This window comes from Carnobacterium sp. (assembly GCF_045617425.1).
GTDB lineage: Bacteria > Bacillota > Bacilli > Lactobacillales > Carnobacteriaceae > Carnobacterium_B.
Window position 1 is genome coordinate 161,972 of record NZ_JAZLIO010000018.1, and the last position, 22,426, is coordinate 184,397.

General features: G+C 35.9%; 19 protein-coding genes and 1 tRNA gene. 17 read left to right on the plus strand and 3 right to left on the minus strand.

Going from position 1 to position 22,426, the window contains the following annotated elements:
* The first annotated feature begins 81 nt into the window (after positions 1-81).
* Together treP and treC are read left to right on the plus strand one after the other, a co-directional pair.
* Complete coding sequence (treP, locus tag ACKI3H_RS10320; protein WP_407372153.1) at positions 82-1,590, plus strand: PTS system trehalose-specific EIIBC component; 1,509 nt, start codon at positions 82-84, stop codon at positions 1,588-1,590.
* 22 nt (positions 1,591-1,612) lie between these two features.
* Positions 1,613-3,268: an alpha,alpha-phosphotrehalase gene (gene treC / locus ACKI3H_RS10325; RefSeq protein ID WP_407372154.1), complete on the plus strand. Its 1,656-nt coding sequence runs from the start codon at positions 1,613-1,615 to the stop codon at positions 3,266-3,268.
* Positions 3,269-3,586: 318 nt separating this feature from the next.
* Here treC and treR read toward each other — a convergent pair whose 3' ends face one another.
* A complete protein-coding gene (gene treR, locus ACKI3H_RS10330; protein ID WP_407372155.1) occupies positions 3,587-4,303 on the minus strand; it encodes a trehalose operon repressor in 717 nt (238 codons plus the stop codon).
* A 205-nt stretch (positions 4,304-4,508) separates the two neighbouring features.
* Here treR and ade point away from each other — a divergent pair, with 205 nt between their 5' ends.
* Complete coding sequence (ade, locus tag ACKI3H_RS10335) at positions 4,509-6,266, plus strand: adenine deaminase (protein WP_407372156.1); 1,758 nt, start codon at positions 4,509-4,511, stop codon at positions 6,264-6,266.
* 92 nt (positions 6,267-6,358) lie between these two features.
* On the opposite strand, the gene ACKI3H_RS10340 is transcribed toward ade, so the two are convergent.
* Positions 6,359-7,219, minus strand: a complete 861-nt coding sequence (locus ACKI3H_RS10340; RefSeq protein ID WP_407372157.1) for a 3D domain-containing protein — start codon at positions 7,217-7,219, stop codon at positions 6,359-6,361.
* Between the two features lie 387 nt (positions 7,220-7,606).
* Here ACKI3H_RS10340 and ACKI3H_RS10345 point away from each other — a divergent pair, with 387 nt between their 5' ends.
* From ACKI3H_RS10345 to ACKI3H_RS10370, 6 genes are all read left to right on the plus strand, one after another.
* On the plus strand, positions 7,607-8,209 hold the full coding sequence (locus ACKI3H_RS10345; protein ID WP_407372158.1) for a TraX family protein: 603 nt from the start codon (positions 7,607-7,609) through the stop codon (positions 8,207-8,209).
* 16 nt (positions 8,210-8,225) lie between these two features.
* On the plus strand, positions 8,226-8,666 hold the full coding sequence (locus ACKI3H_RS10350; RefSeq protein ID WP_407372159.1) for an ASCH domain-containing protein: 441 nt from the start codon (positions 8,226-8,228) through the stop codon (positions 8,664-8,666).
* A 104-nt stretch (positions 8,667-8,770) separates the two neighbouring features.
* Entirely contained in the window at positions 8,771-9,538 is a 768-nt protein-coding gene (locus ACKI3H_RS10355; protein WP_407372160.1) for a DUF3891 family protein, read from the plus strand.
* A gap of 211 nt (positions 9,539-9,749) precedes the next feature.
* Positions 9,750-11,138, plus strand: coding sequence for a tRNA uridine-5-carboxymethylaminomethyl(34) synthesis GTPase MnmE (gene mnmE, locus ACKI3H_RS10360; RefSeq protein WP_407372161.1), 1,389 nt, complete (start codon positions 9,750-9,752; stop codon positions 11,136-11,138).
* A gap of 212 nt (positions 11,139-11,350) precedes the next feature.
* Positions 11,351-13,246, plus strand: coding sequence for a tRNA uridine-5-carboxymethylaminomethyl(34) synthesis enzyme MnmG (gene mnmG, locus ACKI3H_RS10365; protein ID WP_407372162.1), 1,896 nt, complete (start codon positions 11,351-11,353; stop codon positions 13,244-13,246).
* A 170-nt stretch (positions 13,247-13,416) separates the two neighbouring features.
* Positions 13,417-13,489: transfer RNA gene (locus tag ACKI3H_RS10370), tRNA-Val, on the plus strand.
* Between the two features lie 93 nt (positions 13,490-13,582).
* Here ACKI3H_RS10370 and ACKI3H_RS10375 read toward each other — a convergent pair.
* Entirely contained in the window at positions 13,583-14,599 is a 1,017-nt protein-coding gene (locus tag ACKI3H_RS10375; RefSeq protein ID WP_350451273.1) for a PTS sugar transporter subunit IIC, read from the minus strand.
* 515 nt (positions 14,600-15,114) lie between these two features.
* Here ACKI3H_RS10375 and rsmG point away from each other — a divergent pair.
* The 8 genes from rsmG (at position 15,115) to guaB (ending at position 22,421) form a co-directional block, all read left to right on the plus strand.
* Complete coding sequence (rsmG, locus tag ACKI3H_RS10380) at positions 15,115-15,831, plus strand: 16S rRNA (guanine(527)-N(7))-methyltransferase RsmG (protein ID WP_407372163.1); 717 nt, start codon at positions 15,115-15,117, stop codon at positions 15,829-15,831.
* A 110-nt stretch (positions 15,832-15,941) separates the two neighbouring features.
* Positions 15,942-16,811: a nucleoid occlusion protein gene (noc, locus tag ACKI3H_RS10385; protein WP_407372164.1), complete on the plus strand. Its 870-nt coding sequence runs from the start codon at positions 15,942-15,944 to the stop codon at positions 16,809-16,811.
* Positions 16,812-16,963: 152 nt separating this feature from the next.
* Positions 16,964-17,725 carry a ParA family protein gene (locus tag ACKI3H_RS10390; RefSeq protein WP_013712085.1) on the plus strand — a complete coding sequence of 254 codons (762 nt, stop codon included), beginning with the start codon at positions 16,964-16,966 and terminating at the stop codon, positions 17,723-17,725.
* Positions 17,718-18,608 (plus strand): ParB/RepB/Spo0J family partition protein, encoded by an 891-nt coding sequence (locus ACKI3H_RS10395; protein ID WP_407372165.1) that lies wholly within the window; start codon positions 17,718-17,720, stop codon positions 18,606-18,608. Before ACKI3H_RS10390 ends, ACKI3H_RS10395 begins: the two co-directional genes overlap by 8 nt.
* 18 nt (positions 18,609-18,626) lie before the next feature.
* On the plus strand, positions 18,627-18,824 hold the full coding sequence (locus ACKI3H_RS10400; protein WP_407372166.1) for a DUF951 domain-containing protein: 198 nt from the start codon (positions 18,627-18,629) through the stop codon (positions 18,822-18,824).
* Positions 18,825-18,863: 39 nt separating this feature from the next.
* Positions 18,864-19,964, plus strand: a complete 1,101-nt coding sequence (gene ychF / locus ACKI3H_RS10405) for a redox-regulated ATPase YchF (protein ID WP_407372167.1) — start codon at positions 18,864-18,866, stop codon at positions 19,962-19,964.
* A gap of 50 nt (positions 19,965-20,014) precedes the next feature.
* On the plus strand, positions 20,015-20,698 hold the full coding sequence (locus ACKI3H_RS10410) for a DUF1129 domain-containing protein (protein WP_407372168.1): 684 nt from the start codon (positions 20,015-20,017) through the stop codon (positions 20,696-20,698).
* 241 nt (positions 20,699-20,939) lie between these two features.
* Positions 20,940-22,421, plus strand: coding sequence for an IMP dehydrogenase (gene guaB, locus ACKI3H_RS10415; protein WP_407372169.1), 1,482 nt, complete (start codon positions 20,940-20,942; stop codon positions 22,419-22,421).
* Positions 22,422-22,426 lie beyond the last annotated feature (5 nt).

The following is a 22,426-nucleotide window of genomic DNA, read 5'->3' on the forward strand; positions in this document are numbered from 1 at the left end:
GCTTGCATTTATAAAAGAAAAAGGTTACATTGTACTTGTATATACAAGTTGCAATTATAATTTTTCTTAGGAGGAAAAAAAATGGCAGATTACACGCAAGATGCAAAACAGCTTTTGGAAGATATTGGAGGCCCTGATAATATTTCTGCAGTCAGTCACTGTGCCACTCGCATGCGTTTCGTATTAAATGATCCATCAAAAGCAGATAGCAAAAAAATCGAAGATATCCCCACAGTCAAAGGTACCTTTACTCAAGCCGGTCAGTATCAAGTTATTATTGGCAATGATGTTGCCACATTTTATAATGTGTTTTCAAAAATTTCCGGAAAAGAAGGCGTATCTAAGGACGAAGTGAAAGCAGCAAGTAAACAGAATCAAAATCCAGTACAACGTGCGATGTCTGTTTTAGCAGAAATCTTTACACCCATTATTCCAGCAATCGTAGTCGGGGGTCTTATTTTAGGGTTCCGTAACATCTTAGAAGCTATTCCTATGGAATCTCTTGGACAATTGATGGTAGATGGTGTAGCACAAGTTAATAATGCTGGAGAACCAATTTACAATACCATTGTTAATGTCAGTCAATTTTGGAGTGGTGTTAACTCGTTTTTATGGCTGATTGGTGAAGCCATCTTCCACTTCTTACCAGTAGGTATCACATGGAGTGTTGCTAAGAAAATGGGAACTACTCAAATTTTAGGTATCGTATTAGGGCTCACATTAGTGTCACCTCAATTATTGAATGCATATGCAGTTGCTGGAACAGCAGCAGCAGAAATTCCAGTTTGGGACTTTGGTTATTTCACCATTGATATGATTGGGTACCAAGCACAAGTTATTCCTGCTATGTTGGCTGGATTTTTACTTGCCTATTTAGAATTAGGTTTACGTAAAATTATCCCGCAAGCCATTTCAATGATTTTCGTGCCATTCTTTGCTTTAGTTCCAACTGTTTTACTTGCTCATACAGTTTTAGGACCAATTGGTTGGGTTATAGGGAACTGGATCTCAAGTATCGTTTATGCAGGATTAGGAAGCTCATTTAACTGGTTATTTGGTGCCTTGTTCGGCTTCTTGTATGCACCATTAGTAATTACCGGATTGCACCATATGACGAATGCAATCGATCTACAATTGATTGCTGACTTTGATGGAACAAATTTATGGCCAATGATCGCTTTATCAAATATTGCACAAGGTTCAGCAGTATTGGCTATTATCTTCTTACACCGTGGAAATGAAAAAGAAGAACAAGTTTCTATTCCAGCAATGATTTCTTGTTACTTGGGCGTAACTGAACCCGCTATGTTTGGGATCAATATCAAATACATTTACCCATTTGTGGCGGCTATGATTGGGTCAGGTATTGCCGGATTAGTAGCAACTATCTTTAATGTAACAGCCAATTCAATTGGTGTTGGTGGACTTCCAGGGATTTTGTCAATTCAAAATCAATATTGGCTTATCTTCGCTATTTGTATGGTAATCGCAATAGTAGTGCCGTTTGTTTTAACAGTCGTTTTCCGTAAATACAATATTTTAAATAAATCAGATCAAGTCGTTGTTGCAGAACCAGAATTAGGAAAATAATTTTTTAGAAAGTAGGAATAAAATGAGTACCTTTCATGAGAAAGTTGTGTATCAAATTTACCCAAAATCTTTTAAGGATTCCAATGGAGATGGAGTAGGGGATTTAAGAGGAATTATTGAAAAAATACCTTATTTAGCTGAGTTAGGCGTTGATGTATTATGGATCAATCCATTCTTCATTTCCCCACAAAAAGACAATGGCTATGATATCGCTAATTATGTAGAAATCGATCCTTTATTTGGAACAATGGAAGATTTTGAGGAACTCATTGCTATAACGAAGGAATACAAGTTGGAAGTTATGTTAGACATGGTGTTAAATCATACCTCTATCGAACATGAATGGTTCCAAAAAGCTCTTAAAGGTGAGAAGAAATACCAAGATTACTATATCCTACGTGAACCAAAGGCAGATGGAAGTCACCCTACGAACTGGGTCTCAAAATTTGGAGGCCCAGCTTGGGCTCCTTTTGATGATACTGGAAAAGAGTACTTGCATTTGTATGACGTGTCTCAAGCTGACTTAGATTGGCGTAATCCTGAAGTAAGAGAAGAAGTATTTAATGTAGTCAATTTTTGGTTAAAAAAAGGGGTAAAAGGATTCCGATTTGATGTGATCAATGTAATCGGTAAAGATGAAGAACTTTTAGATGCAGAAGATAATATAGGGAAATCACTGTACACAGATCGCCCAATTGCGCATGAATTTATTCATGAAATGAACCAAAAAACGTTTGGGAGATATTCGGATATTATGACAGTTGGTGAAATGTCTTCAACAACGATTGAAAATGGAATTGCATATTCTAATCCTGATAAACAAGAATTATCTATGGTTTTTAGTTTTCATCATTTAAAAGTTGATTATTTAGATGGCGAAAAATGGAGCAAAACACCATTTGATTTTATAAAACTAAAAGAGTTACTCAACGATTGGCAGGAAGGCATGTCTCGTGGAAATGGATGGAATGCATTATTCTGGAACAATCATGACCAACCTCGTGTGATAAGCCGATTTGGAGATCCTATCCATCATTTTGAAGCTTCTGCTAAGCTTTTCGCTCAATCGATTCATTTGCTGCGTGGGACCCCTTATATTTATCAAGGGGAAGAAATTGGGATGACAGATCCGGAATTTCAAGAAATTACAGATTATATAGACATTGAAACGCATAATGCATATAAAGAATTAAAAGCAAAAGATTTGCCACATGAAGAAATTATGGAAATCATCAAAAGTAAGTCTCGAGATAACAGTCGGACTCCGATGCAATGGACAAGTGAGGAAAATGCAGGCTTTACTTCAGGAGAACCATGGATAAAATTAGCTGATAATTACCATCAAATTAATGTAGCAAAAGAACAAGCGGAAGGGTCTATCTTTGAATTTTATAAAAGATTGATTCAATTGCGAAAAGAGATGCCGGTTATTTCTGAAGGAAGCTATCGCGGAATCATGATGGATCATCCCACTGTTTATGGCTATATTAGAGAATATGAAGGTGAACAGTTGCTTGTATTCAACCATTTTTATGCAAATTCGGTAACGTTGGAAATTCCAGAAGAATTTTTAACGAAACCTAGTAGCTACCTTATTGGAAATGGAAAAGAAAGAGCAATCACTACTAACTTAGAATTAGGTCCTTACGAAACCATTGCTTTTTATTTTGAAAACTAGAGTAACTGAAAATTTGATTGTTATTTTAGAAGAACTTAAAAAAAATCATGAAGCCGGGAATAGTGGTCCCAGCCTCATGATTTTTTATTTTAACCCTTTTCCACTTATGGATTCTATATGAAAAGAGCTTTCGTTTTGGTTTATTGATTAAGTTAGCACCAAAATAAGCTTCCGTTTAACTATTAAAGTAGATTTATTGATTAAATGAGCATCAAAAAAAGTCCCATTTGACTAATAATACAAACTTATCAATTAAGTTAGTACAAAACTAGGATTTTACAAATAAACGGTTTTGCTTTTAGAGGGCCGGAGTGTTGCCTAAAGAGAATTTCGTCGTCTAGCAAAATCGACAAATCGAAAGCGATCCAAACGATGACGAGATTCGGTATGCTGAAATAGGGTTGTATCTTCTAAATAGACATTACTTCGCACAACCACAACATGGGTGTCTTCTTGAAGGTCCATCAATTTTTTATCTTCTTCAGTAATAGGATCTACCGTTATTTCCTTTTGAGCATATCCGATAGATAAACCCAATATTTGCTCAATATAATGGTACAACGAATCTTCAGCGGCTTCATCCGGGATATTTGGAACAATAGAAGTGATTAAATAATCCTTATCAATGATAACCACTTCTCCATGTACTTTTCTTACTCGTTCAAGATACAAAACTGGAGTACCTACAGAAAGATTTAAGTGATTCGCTAACTCTTCTGAAACAGGCAGCAAACCGTTGGATACCACGATTGTTTGACTATTCATATTTTGTGCGTCTTGGAGTTCTTTGTAACTGGTCAACCCAGATACCGGAAAATCAAAGCGCTTAATATCTAAAACAATAGAACCTTTGCCTTGTACTTTTTGTATATACCCTTTTTCTAAAAGTAAATTTAAAGCTTTTCGAATTGTTTCACGGGAAACATTGTAGGTTTTGACTAATTCATTTTCACTAGGTAAAAGATCGCCAGAAATAAATCGCTGATTTAAAATCGCTGCTTCAAGATCTAAAAAAATTTCATTAAACTTGCTCATATAGATTCCTCACATTTCCTATCCTTAGCTTACATTTTAGCATAATCCCTTAAGAAAAACTCGTAAATACTAACACTTGTTTAAGTAGAATAAGGAAAAAAGTAATCAGAAAAATTAGAAAAAAAGTTGTGTTTAAACCTTTCTAGTGTATTATTGTAAGAATATAAAAGCGCAATGGGGTATACATTACAAGGGGGCAATTGATTTGACAAATGTAGAAACTAGAACATTGGAAAAAAGAATCAAAGTAGCAGCAAAAAAAATACCTGCTGATTTAGTTGTTAAAAATGGAACAATCGTAAACGTATTTACGGGTGAATTCATGAGTGGAGATATTGCGATAACAGAAGGTATGATTGTTGGAATAGGATCGTATGACGGAGTTGAAACAATTGATGCTCAAAATAAAGTTATTGTACCAGGATTTATTGACGGACATGTTCATATTGAAAGTTCGTTGTTAACACCAAAAGAATTCTCAAAAGTCGTATTGCAACATGGCGTAACCAGTGTTATCACGGATCCGCATGAAATTGCAAATGTAGCTGGAGTGAATGGCATTCAGTTTATGCTAGAAGAAGCTAAAAACTTGCCAATGGATATTTATGTTATGTTATCTTCTTGCGTCCCAGCAACAGCATTTGAAAATAATGGTGCATTATTAAACGCCGAACAACTTGAACCTTTCTTATCAGAGCCAGAAGTATTAGGTTTAGCCGAAGTAATGGATTTTTTATCTGTCAAAAATGGTGATAGTGTGATGATGGATAAACTTGCTATGGTTCAAGAAGCAGGTGGTTTCATAGATGGGCATGCTGCCGGTTTGACTAGAGAAGAAATAAACATCTATTTAACAGCTGGAATTCGAACAGATCATGAAAGTATTGATGCGCAAGAAGCAAAAGACCGTTTAGACTTGGGTATGTACTTAATGATTCGAGAAGGAACAGTAGCTAAAGACTTAATGGCTTTATTACCTGCTGTAACAGCAAAAAATGCTAGAAGGTGCTTGTTTGTTACCGATGATAAATTGATTGATGACTTATTAACTGAGGGAAGCATTGATCATATCGTACGTTTAGCTATTGAACAAGGACTAGACCCTATAATGGCTATCCAAATGGGAACGCTAAATACAGCAGAATGTTTTAATTTGAAACATTTAGGGGCTATTGCTCCAGGTTACCAAGCTGATTTTTTGATTTTGGACGATTTAGAAACGGTTTCTATTGATCAAGTGTACAAAAAAGGGGTTATGATTTCAGATAATGGTAATTTAACTCATGCTTTATTTGAGACTAATGTGGAAAAAAAACGTATTGGCGCAGATTTAGCAAAAATAAATTCCCAAGAATTAACAACAGCAGCATTAGCGATACCTTTAACAGATTCTTTGTGTAACGTGATTGGAATCATTCCCAATAGTCTAGTGACTAATCATTTAAAAGAAAATGTCACAGTTGAAAATGATTGTTTTATCCCTTCAACCCAGAATGATCAGTTGAAAATTGCTGTTATTGAACGACATAACGGAACCAATCATGTCGGGTTAGGTATTGTAAAAGGATTCCGTTTAACTAAAGGAGCAATTGCTACAACTGTGGCACATGATTCACACAATATCGTAGCAGTGGGAACTTCAGATCAGGAAATACTAAAGGCGGTTGAACAAGTCATCAGAACCAATGGTGGTTTAGCTGTAATAGCAGGAAAAGAAGTACTCGCTTCATTAGCGTTACCTGTAGCAGGATTAATGACGGAATCAGATTATTTAGTTGTTAACCAAAATTTAAAAGAATTGAATCAGGCAGTCGCCACTATTGGAGAAGAAATAAATTTCAATCCGTTTTTGACATTATCCTTTTTAACCCTTCCGGTTATTCCAAAATTAAAATTAACAGATCTAGGATTATTTGATTTTGAACAATCTGCTCATATAGCTATTCAAGCCATAAATAGGTAACAAAAAATCCACCTAAAAGATTAAGTTCTTTTAGGTGGATTTTTTTAATTATTCAACATCTGGGGGATATGAATAAATTTAATTTAGTGGTATTAGTTTAAAATTTGTACTTCCATTGTTTGTCTACCAAAAGCTAATGCTTGGTTTAAATCAGTCATGTGAACATCAATACGATTTCCTTTGATGGCACTACCAGTGTCACCAGCAATAAACGTACCTTGACCAGGAATGTAGACAGTTGAACCTAATGGAATAACGCTTGGGTCAACAGCAATTACTTTTGGATTTTCATTCAAATTGATTCCAGTTGCAGTAGTGTCACTTAATTCAGGTTGATTAGTTGAATAAGCTGTTGCTTCAACAGTGATTGTTTTACCAGTTTGTGCAGTTTCAGCAGCAGGAGCTTGTTCTTCAGCAACTGGTGCAGTTTCAGTAGTAGGAGCTTGTTCTTCAACAACCGGTGCTTCTTCAGCAACGGGAGCTTGTTCTTCAACAACCGGTGCTTCTTCAACAACGGGAGCTTGTTCTTCAACAACTGGTGCTTCTTCAGCAGCAGGTTCTACTTCTTCAACATCTGGAGTACTAACATCATAGCTTTTAGTGTCTTCAGGTGTTTCAATGGTAACAGTTGAATGGTCAGCAGATAAAGAAATAGTGTTTCCACTATAAATAGTGTTTGCATTATTTATATCATTTACATCTACTAAATCATTAATAGATAAATTAGTTGCCAAAGCTACAGACGATAATGTGTCGCCCCATTGGATAGTATATTTAGTGCTTCCGTCTTCAGTGCTTTTAAGATCTTGTTTAATCGCATCTACTGAACGAGCTTCCCAAGTGCTAGAAGTATATTCAGCAGCAGAAGCTTCTGATGGGTTTGAAACAGCCATGACACCTGTTAAAGCTAAAGTTGCGCTTGCTACAAATAATTTCGACTTAAAGTTTTTCATTTTTTATTTATCTCCTTTGTGTGTTAAATATAGTTTGTTTCCTACATAATAGTAGGAGAAGTTGACTGTGGATTCTGAGCGACAATGTTCCATACAATCTCTAAGTGCTGATAAAAATGAAGGAGTTGTTCCTTCAACAAATGCTATCCTACCACGGTAAAAAAAAATTAAAAGGGCTTTAGGGCATTCGTCATCTTTTCTTATTCGTTCTGTATTATTTCGATAGTTTCATTACCAAAAGAATACAAAATTGATGATTTTATGTAAAATATGACTTAATATGTAATTGTTTTTTGTAGGATTTATAGAAAAGAAGCCGTGTTAAGATATATATTAATACCAGTAACTACTTACAAACAAAGGATTTGTTACGATAGGAGAGCTTAAATGACACAAGAGGAAAGTTACAATAAGATCAATGCAATCAAATGGATTGGAATTATTACAATGACAATCGATCATATCGGTTATTACTTGTATCCTGAATTCATCTGGCTTCGTATTATAGGAAGAATAGCTTTTCCCTGTTTTCTATACACAACGATTCAAGGAACTAAAAATACCAGCAATTTTAAAAAATACTTTTTTCAATTGATTGGCACAGGTATTTTAACAATTCCAATCAGCTTTTATTCTGGAACAGTGTTTAATATATTATTTACATTGGCTCTGGTAGCACTTTCGATTAAAGATAAGCGTTTTTTTGTTCTATCATTCGTACTAAGTTACTTTTGTGAGTATGGAATATATGGTTTTTTATTGGGATGGGCTATTTATTGTATGGTATTCATTAATAAGCCACTTGGAGTAATATTTTTTCTTGTGTTGCACGTTTTTGTCTGGCCGTCTATCCAAATGTTTGCCTGTTTAGCTATTTTTCTACTATTAATAGACACTTATATGGAGACTAAAAAAATGCCGAAAATTTTTGGCTACCTCTACTACCCGTTGCATCAATTAATTCTATTGGCTATCAAATTTAGTTTATAAGAAAGGAGTACATATTATGAAAGCGCAGCAAATGTGGCAAAAATTTATTTCAGTATGTCCAGAGTATCAGAATCAATCGTATCAAGCTTGGAGCTACGGCGTAGTACCAGATGAATTAGCACGTTTAACCATTGAACAGGTAAAAACAGCTACGGCTTCTGCCTATGAAGAATACGCGATCGAAAACGAAGCTTTACCCGAAGTAGGAGAGTTAAACATCATACTGGATGCTAATGAAGAGGCTGTCTGCATCACAAAGACGAACAAAGTGTCTGTGGTCCCTTTTTTAGAAGTATCCGAAGAACATGCATTTAAAGAAGGTGAAGGAGATCGCTCTCTAGGATACTGGAGAGAAGTCCACGAAGCTTTTTTTGCAAAATCTTATCAGCAAAGCGGATTAGTCTTTCATGACAATATCCTTGTCGTGTGTGAAGAATTTGAAGTGATATATAAATAAGTGGAAGTTAAAAATAATGGTATAATGAAAAGTAAAATAATCGTTAAAAGAAATATTAATTTTAGAGGACAGCTAATTAAAACAAGTAGAAAGGATGCATCATTGTGATTATTAGAGAACGGGAAAATGATTTTGTTATGATTGAACAAAAGAACCATGCTCAATTCGCGGGAGACGTTATGGCTCAATGGAAAAAAACGTTGTTTCAAGGGGAAGAATTAAGAAAGTCAGTAGATTATGCTATTCGAATGCATGACTATGGATGGGAATCTCTTGATAAAAGTCCCTTTTGGAATGATAAAAAACAAGCTCCATATTCACTATTTGATTTTCCAAAAGCACCGAAAATTATATTTTATACTTATGGTATCGATGAAGTTGAAAAAGTTGATGCTTATGCCGCATTACTTTGCAGCAGACATTATACTCAATTCTTTCTAAAAGATTCATCCAAAGAATCACCGGCATTTCTTAAACAAGAACAAGAACGGAAGAATCGAATCATTGCTGCGTTGGAGAATTTTGATAAACGTATTTTTGATTTTCATTACGCTTTACTGGCATTAGGAGATACGCTATCTGTTTATGCATGTGTCAACGAACCTGGAGCCACTGAAGAAACGATTCATCCTTTTTTTAAAAAAGGACTTTCATTATCTGAAGAACTAAGGTTAAATGAAACGAATATGCAACCGAGCTGGATCGATGAACAGACGATTGCATTAAAAGTTTTCCCTTTTGAAGGTTCTATTAATAGTAGATTGATTCAAAAAGTAGTTTCTAAAGCAGCGATTAGGGAAAAGGGACTGTTAGATAGTTACAATGAAGCAGAGTACGAAGAAGTACAGATTAGTGTTAAATCAGCAAAGTAAATCATAAATAAAGTCAACTGAAGTTATTGACAAATAGTTAGAGAACTTGTATAGTCTTAACGGAGCAACAAATTAACCTTAAATATACTGAAAATTAAATAACTTATCTGAATGATAAAAGTAGTCAAAGTGCTTTCCATTCCTTTTGTAAAAAATAAAAGGGTGGAGTGGGCACTTTTTTCGTGCAAAAAAATAGAAGGAGTGAGAGAGCGTGACATTAGAATTTGAAACAATTGCAGCTATTTCAACGCCTCCTGGCGAAGGGGCAATAGGGATAGTAAGGTTGAGTGGGGAACAAGCTATTGAAATTGCAGATCGCGTATATAAATCTGGTTCAAAATCACTTGCTGAACAAAAGAGTCATACTATTCACTATGGCCACATTGAAAATCCAAAAACGAATGAAACGATTGATGAAGTAATGGTATCTGTTATGCGTGAACCTAGGACCTTTACTAGAGAAGATGTTGTTGAAATCAATTGCCATGGGGGAATTACTTCTGTCAATCAAGTTTTGCAATGTGTTTTACAAAATGGCGCTCGCTTAGCTGAACCTGGTGAGTTTACAAAACGAGCTTTTTTGAATGGACGAATCGACTTGTCTCAAGCAGAAGCAGTAATGGATTTGATACGGGCTAAAACAGACAGAGCTATGCATGTTGCATTAAAACAATTAGATGGAAACTTGTCTAATCTAATTCGTAATTTGCGTTTAGACATATTAGATACATTAGCTCAAGTAGAAGTGAATATCGATTATCCTGAATACGATGATGTTGAAGAAATGACTTCAAAATTATTGATTGAAAAAGCTAAAATAGTTAAAGCTTCCATTCAACAGTTGCTAGAAACGGCTAGTCAAGGGAAAATTTTAAGAGAAGGTCTTGCAACAGCTATTATTGGACGACCAAATGTTGGGAAATCAAGCTTATTAAATTACCTATTAGATGAGGAAAAAGCCATTGTTACAGATATCGCTGGTACCACACGAGATGTCATTGAAGAATACATCAGTGTTAAAGGTGTACCATTAAAATTAATCGACACAGCCGGTATCCGTGAAACAGAAGATATTATTGAACGCATTGGTGTAGAACGCAGCCGTCAAGCTCTAAGTGATGCAGATCTAGTATTGTTAGTCTTTAATCAAAGTGAATCCTTAACAATAGAAGATAAAGCATTAATTGAAGCAACAAGCCAACACCACCGTATTATTATTTTAAATAAAATGGACTTACCAAATAAATTAGATTTAACTGAATTAGAAATGCTAGTAGATCCAGAAAGTATTGTGAAGACCTCTATTTTATCTAAATCAGGTGTAGATGTTTTAGAAAAGAAAATAGCTGCTCTCTTTTTCACTGGACAAACCGGTGAACGTGATGCTACTTATGTATCTAATGTACGCCATATTGCGCTATTAAATGATGCAGAAGAAGCATTAGATGAAGTCATTAATGGAGTAGAAGCTGGTATGCCAGTTGATCTTATTCAAATAGATATGACTCGTTGTTGGGATCTATTAGGCGAAATTACTGGAGACAGCGTTCAAGACGAACTACTGACCCAACTATTCAGCCAATTCTGTCTAGGAAAATAAGGATGCGGAGTTCGATGCTTAGGCTTGACAGAAAATAAAGGAATTTCGCAGAGGATGTACCATCCTCAAAGAGATTACGTTTTTTCCGAGAGCCTGTCGAACGCAGCTCAATTATAAGGATGCGGAACTTCCCATTTAGACACACAACTCAACTCAATGAATAAACAAAAAATAAATTCGACATAAACAAAGAGAAAGAAGGGATTGTTTAAATGAATCATTATGAAGCTGGAAATTTTGATGTAATTGTTGTTGGTGCAGGTCATGCTGGATCAGAAGCTGCATTAGCTGCAGCCAGAATGGGAAGTCATACGCTTTTAATTACCATTAATCTAGATATGGTTGCTTTTATGCCATGTAATCCGTCAATTGGAGGACCAGCTAAAGGTGTCGTCGTTCGAGAAATTGATGCTCTTGGTGGTGAAATGGGCCGCAATATTGACAAAACATATATTCAAATGAGAATGCTGAATACCGGTAAAGGACCTGCTGTTAGAGCTTTACGCGCCCAAGCAGATAAATTTATGTATGCAAATGAAATGAAAAAAACTATTGAAGAAACAGAGAATCTTGTTTTAAGACAAGGAATTGCTGATGAACTGATTATTGAAGATGGTATATGCAAAGGAATTATCACAAATACTGGTGCAATCTACCGATCTAAAGCGGTTATTTTAACAGCAGGTACATCTTCTCGTGGTCAAATTATCATTGGAGAACTGAAATATTCTTCTGGTCCAAATAACTCGCAACCATCTGTTAAACTTTCTGAAAGTTTACTCGAAAATGGCTTTGAATTAAATCGTTTTAAAACCGGAACACCTCCTAGAGTTAAATCTTCCACAATTGATTACAGCGTGACAGAAGAACAACCTGGTGATAAAAAAGCGAATCATTTTAGTTATGAAACACCAAACAGCGCTTATTTAAAAGATCAGCTATCATGTTGGTTAACCTATACAAATGAAGAGACTCATCAAAAAATTCAAGATAACCTGCACCGTGCACCAATGTTTACAGGGATTGTTGAAGGAGTAGGCGCTCGTTACTGCCCATCAATTGAAGATAAAGTTGTCCGTTTTAGTGACAAACCAAGACATCAATTGTTTTTAGAACCTGAAGGACGCTATACAGAAGAAGTTTATGTCCAAGGCTTATCAACGTCTCTTCCGGAAGATGTTCAACAAGATATTATACATTCAATCGAAGGGTTGGAAAACGCAGAAATGATGCGTACTGGCTATGCAATTGAATACGATGTGGTTACACCTCATCAATTACGTCCTTCTTTAGAAACAAAAGTAGTTGAAAACTTGTTTACTGCTGGTCAAATGAATGGAACTTCCGGTTATGAAGAAGCAGCCGGTCAAGGAATTATGGCAGGTATCAATGCAGCACTTAAAGTGCAAGGCAAAGAACCTTTTGTAATGAAACGTAGTGAAGGATACATCGGAGTTATGATTGATGATTTAGTGACGAAGGGTACGAATGAACCTTATCGTTTATTGACGTCTCGTGCAGAATACCGTTTATTGTTACGTCATGATAATGCAGATTTTAGATTAACTGAAATCGGTCACCAAATAGGGCTAGTAACAAAAGAACGCTACGATACTTTTGTAGCGAAAAAAGCTCAATTTGAAGGAGAAATAGAACGTCTAGGTTCTATTCGTTTGAAACCAACTGCTGAAATCCAAGCGTATTTAACTGAAAACAATCAAGCACCATTAAAAGACGGTATTTTAGCTAAAGACTTCTTGCGTCGTCCAGAAGTTTCGTATCAAGATCTTTTAGCATTTGTTCCTCGAGACTATGAACTTCCATTAGCCGTAGAAGAACAGGTAGAAATTCAAGTGAAATACGAAGGATATATCGCTAAAGCTTCTCAAAAAGTGGATAAGTTAAAACGTATGGAAAACAAACGTATACCGGAAAATATTGATTATGCTGCTATTAATGGTATCGCTACAGAGGCCAAGGAAAAGCTAATTAAAATTCAGCCTGAAACAATTGCTCAAGCTAGCCGTATTAGTGGTGTGAATCCAGCGGATATTTCAATTTTAATGGTGTATGTAGAACAAGGGAAAATTGCAAAAGTACAAGTATAGATAGTTACTACAAAGAGAGACTTACAATTAAGCAGCTGCTTAATTGTAAGTCTCTCTTTTATTATTATTTCCCAGGAAATGATATAATTGTTAAAATAAGTGGAACTCTATATTTACGGAAGCAACTCTTTAAGGTATACTTAATGATGTTGCAAACGCAAACAAGAAAAGGTTCCTTAGCTCAGTTGGGAGAGCACTACCTCGACAAGGTAGGGGTCGCTGGTTCGAGCCCAGTAGGGACCATAAAAAAGAGACATAAATCCGCAAAAGGATTTATGTCTCTTTTTCGTTTGCATAAGGATTCAAATCAATTGAAGGCTGTTAGTAACCATCAGATTATTCTACTACTAAAGCCATATCTCCTTTACGCAACCAACTAGCTTTTTCTAATACTTTATTTACTACTACCGTAATAGCAATGGGAACTAGGCAAGCAGTCAGAATATAAACAGCAAATGATCCGCTTCCTTGAGAGACAAAAATATTTAGTGGAGCAATCAGTGAACAAAAACCTAATCCGCCTAAAGCGCTAGGGGCTGTAAAACCAAGAGCAACAGTTGAAATGGGAGCGGCTACTGCTGCAGCCAAAGTTGGGCCAATTAAAATCCGCGGATTTTTAACGATATTCGGCAATTGTACTTTTGGTGTGCAAACAAATTGCGCTAAGAATCCACCAAGATTATTTTGACGCATAGAGACAAAAGAAAAACCAATGTACATACTAGTCGTTCCAACCAACATAGCAGCACTTGAAACAGGATCAAGATTCAGTGCAATTGCAATAGCGGCCGAAGAAGCAGGAGACATCAATACAAGCCCACCAACGACTGAAATCACAGCTGCGCCAATAACAGGTGAACCAGCTACGGAAGCAGAAATAAAAGCACTAACCATATTTAAGAATGGAGCAATAACAAGATTTAAGTAATAGCCAGCTACACCACCAGCTAAGACCGCTGTGATCGGAATAGCCATCATATCTAAAGGTGTTTTACCAGAAATGCGTTTACCAACAAATGTAGCGATGGTGGCTGCAATGAGACAACCAATTGGTTCACCTGTGGCAATAGTGATCATTCCATCTGCTGTCGTTTGAATAGCACCGGCTCCAATTGCTCCAGCAGCCATAGCACTAAAAATCGTAAGTGTATTTCCACCTAACATTACGGCGATACCAGCACCAATAGCAGGAGCCATCAACATTTTAACCGCCGTTCCAATAATAACTAAAATTGTTAAGCCAGTCATATTTCCAATTGTTTCTAATAGTAAGCCAATCCCAATCGTTACAAAAATAGCATTCGCGATCCCTGATGATGCCTTATACATTCTTTCTGTTAGATAGTTTTTCATATTCAATCGCCTCCGTATTTTTGTTTAACAGACAACCAACACTTATGAGTCTTCGACTTTTCCAAATAAAAAGAGGCAAGCCTTTGTATAAAGGCTTGCCTCATCAGTTCGATGATTGAGCCCTAGATACGCAAACTAGGACTCAACTAAATGAATAGTTCGAATCCTGGGCTAAATTAATAAGTTAATAATGACTAAAGATACGTTCAATAGAGAACGCGAGCTAAACGATTCGACTGTAGTTTTCATATTGAACATCTCCTTTTCATTAATTGTTTTCTGACTATTTCCAATATTCTAACAAGCTCACAAGGCAATGTCAACAAATTCTATCATTTAATTTTAATTTATTTTATCTAATTCTCATTTAATATAGAAAGTTATAAAATTTAATCTATTTATATAGCGGGAAAAATGCTTTAAAGCATTGCACTTCTAGTCAATTTGTTATACAGTTAAAACGATGGATTTGTGAAACAAATAGTGTTTCACGTTAGTAAAAAGGAGTTGAGTTAATGAATCCAGAAGAGTTTAAAAAAGCCCTTGAAGATAAGGGATTAGTGGTTACTGAGAAGCAAATGGAACAATTTGATCAATACCTTAAACTGTTGCAAGAATGGAACGAAAAAATTAATTTAACTGCAATTACCCAAAAAGAAGAAGTGTATTTAAAACATTTTTATGATTCGATTACAGCTGGACTATATGTGGATTTTACTAAAGGGGTCCAAAGCCTATGTGATGTAGGTGCAGGTGCCGGGTTTCCAAGCATCCCCCTAAAAATTATTTTTCCACAATTAGAAGTCACTATAGTTGATTCGTTAAATAAAAGAATCCAATTTCTAACATTGTTAGCTCAAACGCTAGGATTAGATGGTGTTCATTTTTATCATGATCGTGCTGAAACGTTTGGCCAAAACAAACAATTTCGCGAATCATTTGACTTTGTAACGGCCAGAGCGGTTGCACGTATGAGTGTTTTATCTGAATTGTGTTTGCCATTAGTAAAAAAAGATGGACTTTTTATTGCTCTAAAAGCAAGCAATACCCAAGAAGAAATGGCTGAAGGGCAAAATGCGATTGCTACATTGGGCGGAAAGTTTCGCGAAGAGTTTGTTTTTGAACTGCCACGTGAAGCTGGGGAACGACACATCGTTTTAATCGATAAGAAGAAAGAATCACCCAAAAAATATCCAAGAAAACCGGGAACACCAAATAAGAATCCATTATAGCAGAAACCGCTACTTATCAGACAGTTTCTATTCGGATTCAACTACTCAATAAGAACGTTTTTTGATACAATAGAATCAAAGGACATATAGGACTGAGGGAGAGAAAAAGAATGGCGTTGTCTGATTTATTTGGTTCAGGAAAATCTAAAAAGAAAACTGAAAACGAAGAAGATGTTTTGTTAGAAGTATTAAAAAAACAAAAACATGTTCAAGAAATTGCGGTACAACAGATTGTTCCTAATCGTTTTCAGCCTAGAAAAGTTTTTAATGAAGAAAAGTTGGATGAATTAGCTCGTACAATTCATATTCATGGATTGATCCAACCCATTATTCTTAGAAAATATGAAGAAAACAAGTATGAAATTGTTGCAGGGGAACGCCGTTTTCGTGCGATGCAACTTTTGGAATGGAAAGAAGTGCCAGCCATTGTTCAAGAGATGTCAGATAACGAAACAGCTTCGGTTGCGTTGATTGAAAATCTACAAAGAGAAGAATTGACGGCTATTGAAGAAGCTGAAGCTTATCAAGGCTTGATGGCGTTAAATGAGTTGACGCAAGAAGCATTAGCGCAACGCATTGGGAAAAGCCAATCTTTCATAGCCAATAAACTGCGGCTGCTAAAATTAGCAGAGCCTTTAAAAGAAGCTCTGCTTAACAGAACGATTACAGAACGACATGGTCGCAGTGTATTAGTTTTATCGCATGAGGAACAGAATGAATTATTAAGTGTCATTATTGAAAAAAAACTAACCGTTAAAGAAACAGAGCGTTTAGTAAAGCAAAAAGTAGCAGAAAAAAACACTACTCAAGAACAGCCGAAAAAAAGAGTTAGAAAAATCTCCAAGGATCTTCGATTAGCTTTAAATACGATCAATAAGTCAGTTGAACTGATAAAAGAAACCGGTATGCCTTTAGAAGCAATAGAAGAAGATCTGGAAGATGTTTACCGCATTACAATTGAAATAAAAAAAGATAAGTGAATAGAGAGCGATAAATGAAAAAAATTCATTTTGAACAAATGCGTAGGAGGAAAATACGCAGGATGTAATTTTTCTCCTATTTTTGTTTGTTGCACTTGAATCAGCGTCGATAAAGTTACTAGAGGATATTAAACACAGATGGAGGAAATAGGATGGCACGAATTATATCAGTCGCAAATCAAAAAGGCGGAGTTGGTAAGACAACGACGACAGTCAACTTAGGTGCTTGTTTAGCGTATTTTGGTAAAAAAATATTATTAGTTGATATTGATGCTCAAGGAAATGCAACAAGTGGTTTAGGCGTACGCAAGTCGGATGTTGAAAAAGATATCTATGATATTTTAGTAAACGAAACACTTGTTAAAGATGTCGTCCTGCCTTCTTCAAGAGAGAATTTATGGGTCGTACCGGCTACAATTCAATTAGCAGGTGCAGAAATTGAATTAACCTCACAAATGGCTAGAGAATCTAGGCTGAAGCAAGCATTAGAAAAGGTAAAAGATGATTACGATTATATTTTAATTGACTGCCCCCCATCACTGGGACATTTGACTATCAACGCCTTCACTGCAAGTGACTCTATTCTGATTCCAGTTCAATGTGAATATTATGCTTTAGAAGGATTAAGTCAATTGTTAAACACCGTTCGCCTAGTTCAAAAACATTTTAATCCTGAATTGAAAATTGAGGGTGTCTTGTTGACTATGTTGGATGCACGTACGAATTTAGGGTATGAAGTAGTCGATGAAGTGAAAAAATACTTCCGAGAAAGAGTTTATAAAACGATTATCCCACGCAATATTCGTTTATCTGAGGCTCCAAGTCACGGGTTGTCGATTATTGATTACGATGCGCGTTCTAGAGGAGCAGAAGTCTATCTTGAATTAGCAAAGGAAGTGCTAGCAAATGGCTAATAAGAATAGCAAAGGTTTGGGAAGAGGAATCGACGCTCTTTTTGGAGACTATGCAGAGCTTTCAAATATCAATGCAGCTAATGAACAAGTTCAGAAAATACCCTTAACCGATATCAGACCAAATCCTTACCAACCTAGAAAAACATTTGATGAAACAGCTTTAAATGAATTGGCAGAATCCATTAAAGTATCGGGTGTCTTTCAACCTATTATTCTTCGTGAATCTAAAATCAAAGGCTATGAAATCATAGCTGGAGAACGCCGTTTTAGAGCTTCTAAACTAGCTGGGAAAGAAACGATACCAGCCATTATTCGTGAATTTGATGAAGAAAAGATGATGGAAGTTGCGGTTCTAGAAAATCTACAAAGGGAAGATCTAACCTCTTTAGAAGAAGCAGAAGCGTATGAAATGATGATGAAAAAATTAAAATTAACTCAAGAAGAAGTAGCAACACGGTTAGGTAAAAGCCGACCATATATCGCCAATTATTTGCGTTTATTGGGGCTGCCAGATGCTGTTAAAGAGATGCTTCAAAAAGAAGAAATTTCAATGGGTCAAGCAAGGACATTGTTAGGTTTAAAAGACAAAAAACAAATCTCGAAATTAGCTAAACGAGTGGTCAAAGAACATTTAACGGTTCGTCAATTAGAACAATTAGTGAACAAGATGAACCAGCCTAAAGAAGATATAGAACAGCCAAAAAAAGAAACAAAAAAACCTTACTATATTCGTGAGAGTGAAGAACGGTTAATGGATAAGTTTGGCACCAGTGTCTCTATAAATGAAAAAAATCAAAAAGGGAAAATTGAAATTGAGTACCTTTCTACTGATGATTTGACGCGTATTTTAGATATTCTAGAGATTCAATTTGATGATGAATAAACGCATAGGAGATTAACGATGGAAAAAAAATACGATTTGAATGATATTGTTGAAATGAAGAAACCTCATCCTTGCGGGGCAAACCGTTGGCAAATCATTAGAATGGGTATGGATATTCGCATTAAATGCACACAATGCGGCCATATGGTCATGATGCCAAGAAGAGATTTTGAAAAGAAAATGAAAAAAGTTTTAGAAAAAGCAGAAGAAAACTAATAACAAAAACTATTAAAAAAAGAAAGAGTGAATTTAAACATGCCATTAACAGCTGGAATTGTAGGTTTACCAAACGTAGGTAAATCAACCTTATTTAACGCCATTACAAAAGCAGGAGCAGAAGCTGCAAATTATCCATTTGCAACTATTGACCCGAACGTAGGAGTTGTAGAAGTTCCTGATTACCGGTTAACACGCTTGACAGAATTGGTTTCACCAAAGAAAACGGTTCCCACTACTTTTGAATTTACAGATATTGCTGGGATTGTAAAGGGAGCAAGTAAAGGGGAAGGACTAGGAAATAAATTCTTAGCTAACATTCGCCAAGTAGATGCTATTTGTCATGTTGTTCGTTGTTTTGAAGATGACAATATTATTCACGTTGAAGGAAAAGTGGATCCAATCTCAGATATTGAGACCATCAATTTAGAGTTGGTTCTAGCTGATTTAGAGTCAGTTGAAAAACGCTATACTCGTGTATCGAAAATTGCACGTACGAAGGATAAAGAAGCAGTAGCTGAATTAGCTGTTTTGGATAAAATCAAACCCGTTTTAGAAGAAGGTAAGTCAGCTCGTTCAATCGAATTTAATGAAGATGAAGAAAAAATCGTTAAAAGTTTATTTTTATTAACAACAAAACCTGTATTGTACGTAGCAAATGTTTCTGAAGATCAAGTAGCGGATACTGAGAATGATGAGCTTGTTAACCAAGTACGTAAATTTGCTGAAGAAGAAAATGCTGAAGTTATTGTAATTTGTGCAAGAATTGAAGAAGAAATTGCAGAACTTGAAGACGAAGAAAAAGAATTATTCTTGGAAGAATTAGGAATCGAGGAATCAGGATTAGATAAATTAATTCGTTCAACATATAACCTTTTAGGTTTGGGAACGTACTTTACGGCAGGTGTTCAAGAAGTTCGCGCATGGACCTTTAAAAAAGGAATGAAAGCTCCTCAAACGGCTGGAATTATTCATAGCGATTTTGAGCGCGGATTTATTCGTGCAGAAACTATCTCTTATGAAGACTTCGATAAATACGAAAGTGAACAAGCAGCAAAAGAAGCGGGTCGTATGCGTTCTGAAGGAAAAGAGTATGTTGTTAAAGATGGAGATATCCTATTATTTAGGTTTAATGTATAAAAGTAACCATTAGCTTCAAAGAGCAAGGCCTAGAAAGGGGCAATTGATTCATGGAAGAAGTACAACCAAGTTCTACTCAGACAAAAAAAGAAGAAAACAGTGTATTAATTAAAAAATTAACCAAAAAGAATGAACAGTATATGATGAGTTTGAATAAAGCTCTAATGGAAAGAAACGTTACTGAAACTAAAAAAGAAGAACTAGTTAATGAGATGCTTCATAATTTAGTCGAACGCCAAAAATCAGGAGAAACGGCTCGCCAATTATATGGAACCGTGACTGAATGTGCAGATAAAATAGTTGCAAAACCGACTAAAGCTCAAGAAGGACCTTCTGAAAATTGGAAGATTGCCTTAGATGGTGGATTAATGATCGGTGGATTATTTTCTATTATCACAGGTCTTTCTGGCTTGTTTAATAATGTAGAAGGTTCATCATTGGGGTTGATTACGACGTTACTGAACTTTGTCGTAGGTGGATTAGTTATTCTTTGGATTTCAAAAAATATGCCAGATAGAAAAAATCCGAAAAAGGGTGGTATGTTCCGCTATATCCTAGTCTCAACTGTTGGAATGCTATCTCTAATGATTGTCATGACGGGATCAATGATGGTCTTTCCACCAGTTGTGAATATTCCATTAAATGCAATAAGTAACATTATTATTGGTGCACTTGCTTTTGTGGCCAAATATTTTGCAAAACGCAAATTAAATATTCGCGGCGGATTATTTTAAGAGTAACGTATAAATTAGAAAGAATCTAAAAGCTCAAACCGACTAAATCAATTTTAGTCGATTTGAGCTTTTTCTCATGCTTTTTTCATCGAGAACACTTGATATGCTAATATGCTTGAAGGAAAGACTGAAGTAATGAGCGATTTTCAATTCAGCTCTTGACTAAGCCCGCTATCTCTGTTATTTTTGTAGATAAAATTATCGAACAAATTAAGTGGAGAAAAAGGAGCGGATGGTTGTAATGTCTAATTGGGAAACAAAATTTGCAAAAAAAGGGTTCACTTTTGATGATGTATTGCTAGTACCTGCTGAAAGTCATGTTTTACCAAATGATGTAGATTTAAGTGTTCAACTAGCTAAAAATATTAAATTAAACGTACCTATCATGAGTGCGAGTATGGATACTGTAACAGACTCAAGAATGGCAATCGCTATGGCTCGTCAAGGCGGCTTAGGTGTCATCCATAAAAATATGACCATCCAACAACAAGCAGATGAAGTTAGAAAAGTAAAACGTTCTGAGAGCGGCGTTATCCTAGATCCTTTCTTTTTAACTCCCACCCATTCCGTTTCAGAAGCAGAACAATTAATGAGTCGCTACCGCATTAGTGGTGTGCCAATCGTAAATACTATGGATGAACGTATTCTAGTAGGAATTTTAACAAATCGTGATTTACGTTTTGTAGCAGATTACGCTATTCAAATTGATGAAGTAATGACAAAAGAAAACTTAGTGACTGCGCCGACAGGAACGTCTTTGAAAGAAGCAGAGCAAATTTTGCAACAGCATAAAATTGAAAAATTACCAATTGTCGACCAAAATGGTCGTCTTAGTGGTTTGATAACCATCAAAGACATCGAAAAAATTCTTGAATTTCCAAATGCTGCAAAAGATTCTCATGGTCGTTTACTTGTTGCAGCAGCAGTTGGTGTAACAAGTGACACATTTGAACGTGCACACGCGTTAATTGATTCTGGCGCTGATGCAATTGTTATTGATACAGCTCATGGTCATAGTGCAGGAGTTATTCGTAAAATTGAAGAAATTCGTGAAGAGTTCCCAGAAGCTACATTGATTGCAGGGAATGTAGCAACAGGTGAAGCGACTCGTGCGTTATATGAAGCAGGTGTGGATGTAGTTAAAGTAGGAATTGGTCCTGGATCAATTTGTACAACACGTGTGGTTGCTGGAGTTGGTGTTCCACAAATTACAGCTATCTATGATTCAGCAGCAGTGGCTCGTGAATATGGACGTGCGATTATTGCCGATGGCGGAATTAAGTATTCTGGAGATATTGTAAAAGCATTAGCCGCTGGAGGACATGTTGTTATGCTAGGTAGTATGCTTGCTGGTACAGATGAATCTCCTGGTGAATTTGAAATTTTCCAAGGTCGTCGCTTCAAAACATATCGTGGTATGGGAAGTTTAGCTGCTATGGAAAAAGGTTCAAGCGATCGTTATTTCCAAGGTGGCGTAAATGAAGCAAACAAATTGGTTCCAGAAGGTATTGAAGGACGTGTTGCTTATAAAGGCGCTGTTTCTGATATTGTTTTCCAAATGCTTGGCGGATTACGTTCAGGTATGGGATATGTTGGAGCAGGGAACTTAGAGCAATTACGAGAGGAAACACAATTTATTCAAATGAGTGGAGCAGGCCTACGCGAATCTCATCCTCATGATGTACAAATTACAAATGAAGCACCAAATTATTCTGTTCAATAAATAGA

Bases quoted from the DNA above. Each gene is read 5' to 3' on its own strand.
- rsmG (WP_407372163.1), top strand. From the start codon at position 15,115: ATGAATCCAGAAGAGTTTAAAAAAGCCCTTGAAGATAAGGGATTAGTG.
- ACKI3H_RS10375 (WP_350451273.1), bottom strand. From the start codon at position 14,599: ATGAAAAACTATCTAACAGAAAGAATGTATAAGGCATCATCAGGGATC.
- treP (WP_407372153.1), top strand. From the start codon at position 82: ATGGCAGATTACACGCAAGATGCAAAACAGCTTTTGGAAGATATTGGA.
- ACKI3H_RS10340 (WP_407372157.1), bottom strand. From the start codon at position 7,219: ATGAAAAACTTTAAGTCGAAATTATTTGTAGCAAGCGCAACTTTAGCT.
- ACKI3H_RS10410 (WP_407372168.1), top strand. From the start codon at position 20,015: ATGGAAGAAGTACAACCAAGTTCTACTCAGACAAAAAAAGAAGAAAAC.
- noc (WP_407372164.1), top strand. From the start codon at position 15,942: ATGGCGTTGTCTGATTTATTTGGTTCAGGAAAATCTAAAAAGAAAACT.
- treR (WP_407372155.1), bottom strand. From the start codon at position 4,303: ATGAGCAAGTTTAATGAAATTTTTTTAGATCTTGAAGCAGCGATTTTA.
- guaB (WP_407372169.1), top strand. From the start codon at position 20,940: ATGTCTAATTGGGAAACAAAATTTGCAAAAAAAGGGTTCACTTTTGAT.
- ACKI3H_RS10390 (WP_013712085.1), top strand. From the start codon at position 16,964: ATGGCACGAATTATATCAGTCGCAAATCAAAAAGGCGGAGTTGGTAAG.
- ACKI3H_RS10350 (WP_407372159.1), top strand. From the start codon at position 8,226: ATGAAAGCGCAGCAAATGTGGCAAAAATTTATTTCAGTATGTCCAGAG.
- ACKI3H_RS10395 (WP_407372165.1), top strand. From the start codon at position 17,718: ATGGCTAATAAGAATAGCAAAGGTTTGGGAAGAGGAATCGACGCTCTT.
- ychF (WP_407372167.1), top strand. From the start codon at position 18,864: ATGCCATTAACAGCTGGAATTGTAGGTTTACCAAACGTAGGTAAATCA.
- ACKI3H_RS10400 (WP_407372166.1), top strand. From the start codon at position 18,627: ATGGAAAAAAAATACGATTTGAATGATATTGTTGAAATGAAGAAACCT.
- mnmG (WP_407372162.1), top strand. From the start codon at position 11,351: ATGAATCATTATGAAGCTGGAAATTTTGATGTAATTGTTGTTGGTGCA.
- ACKI3H_RS10345 (WP_407372158.1), top strand. From the start codon at position 7,607: ATGACACAAGAGGAAAGTTACAATAAGATCAATGCAATCAAATGGATT.
- treC (WP_407372154.1), top strand. From the start codon at position 1,613: ATGAGTACCTTTCATGAGAAAGTTGTGTATCAAATTTACCCAAAATCT.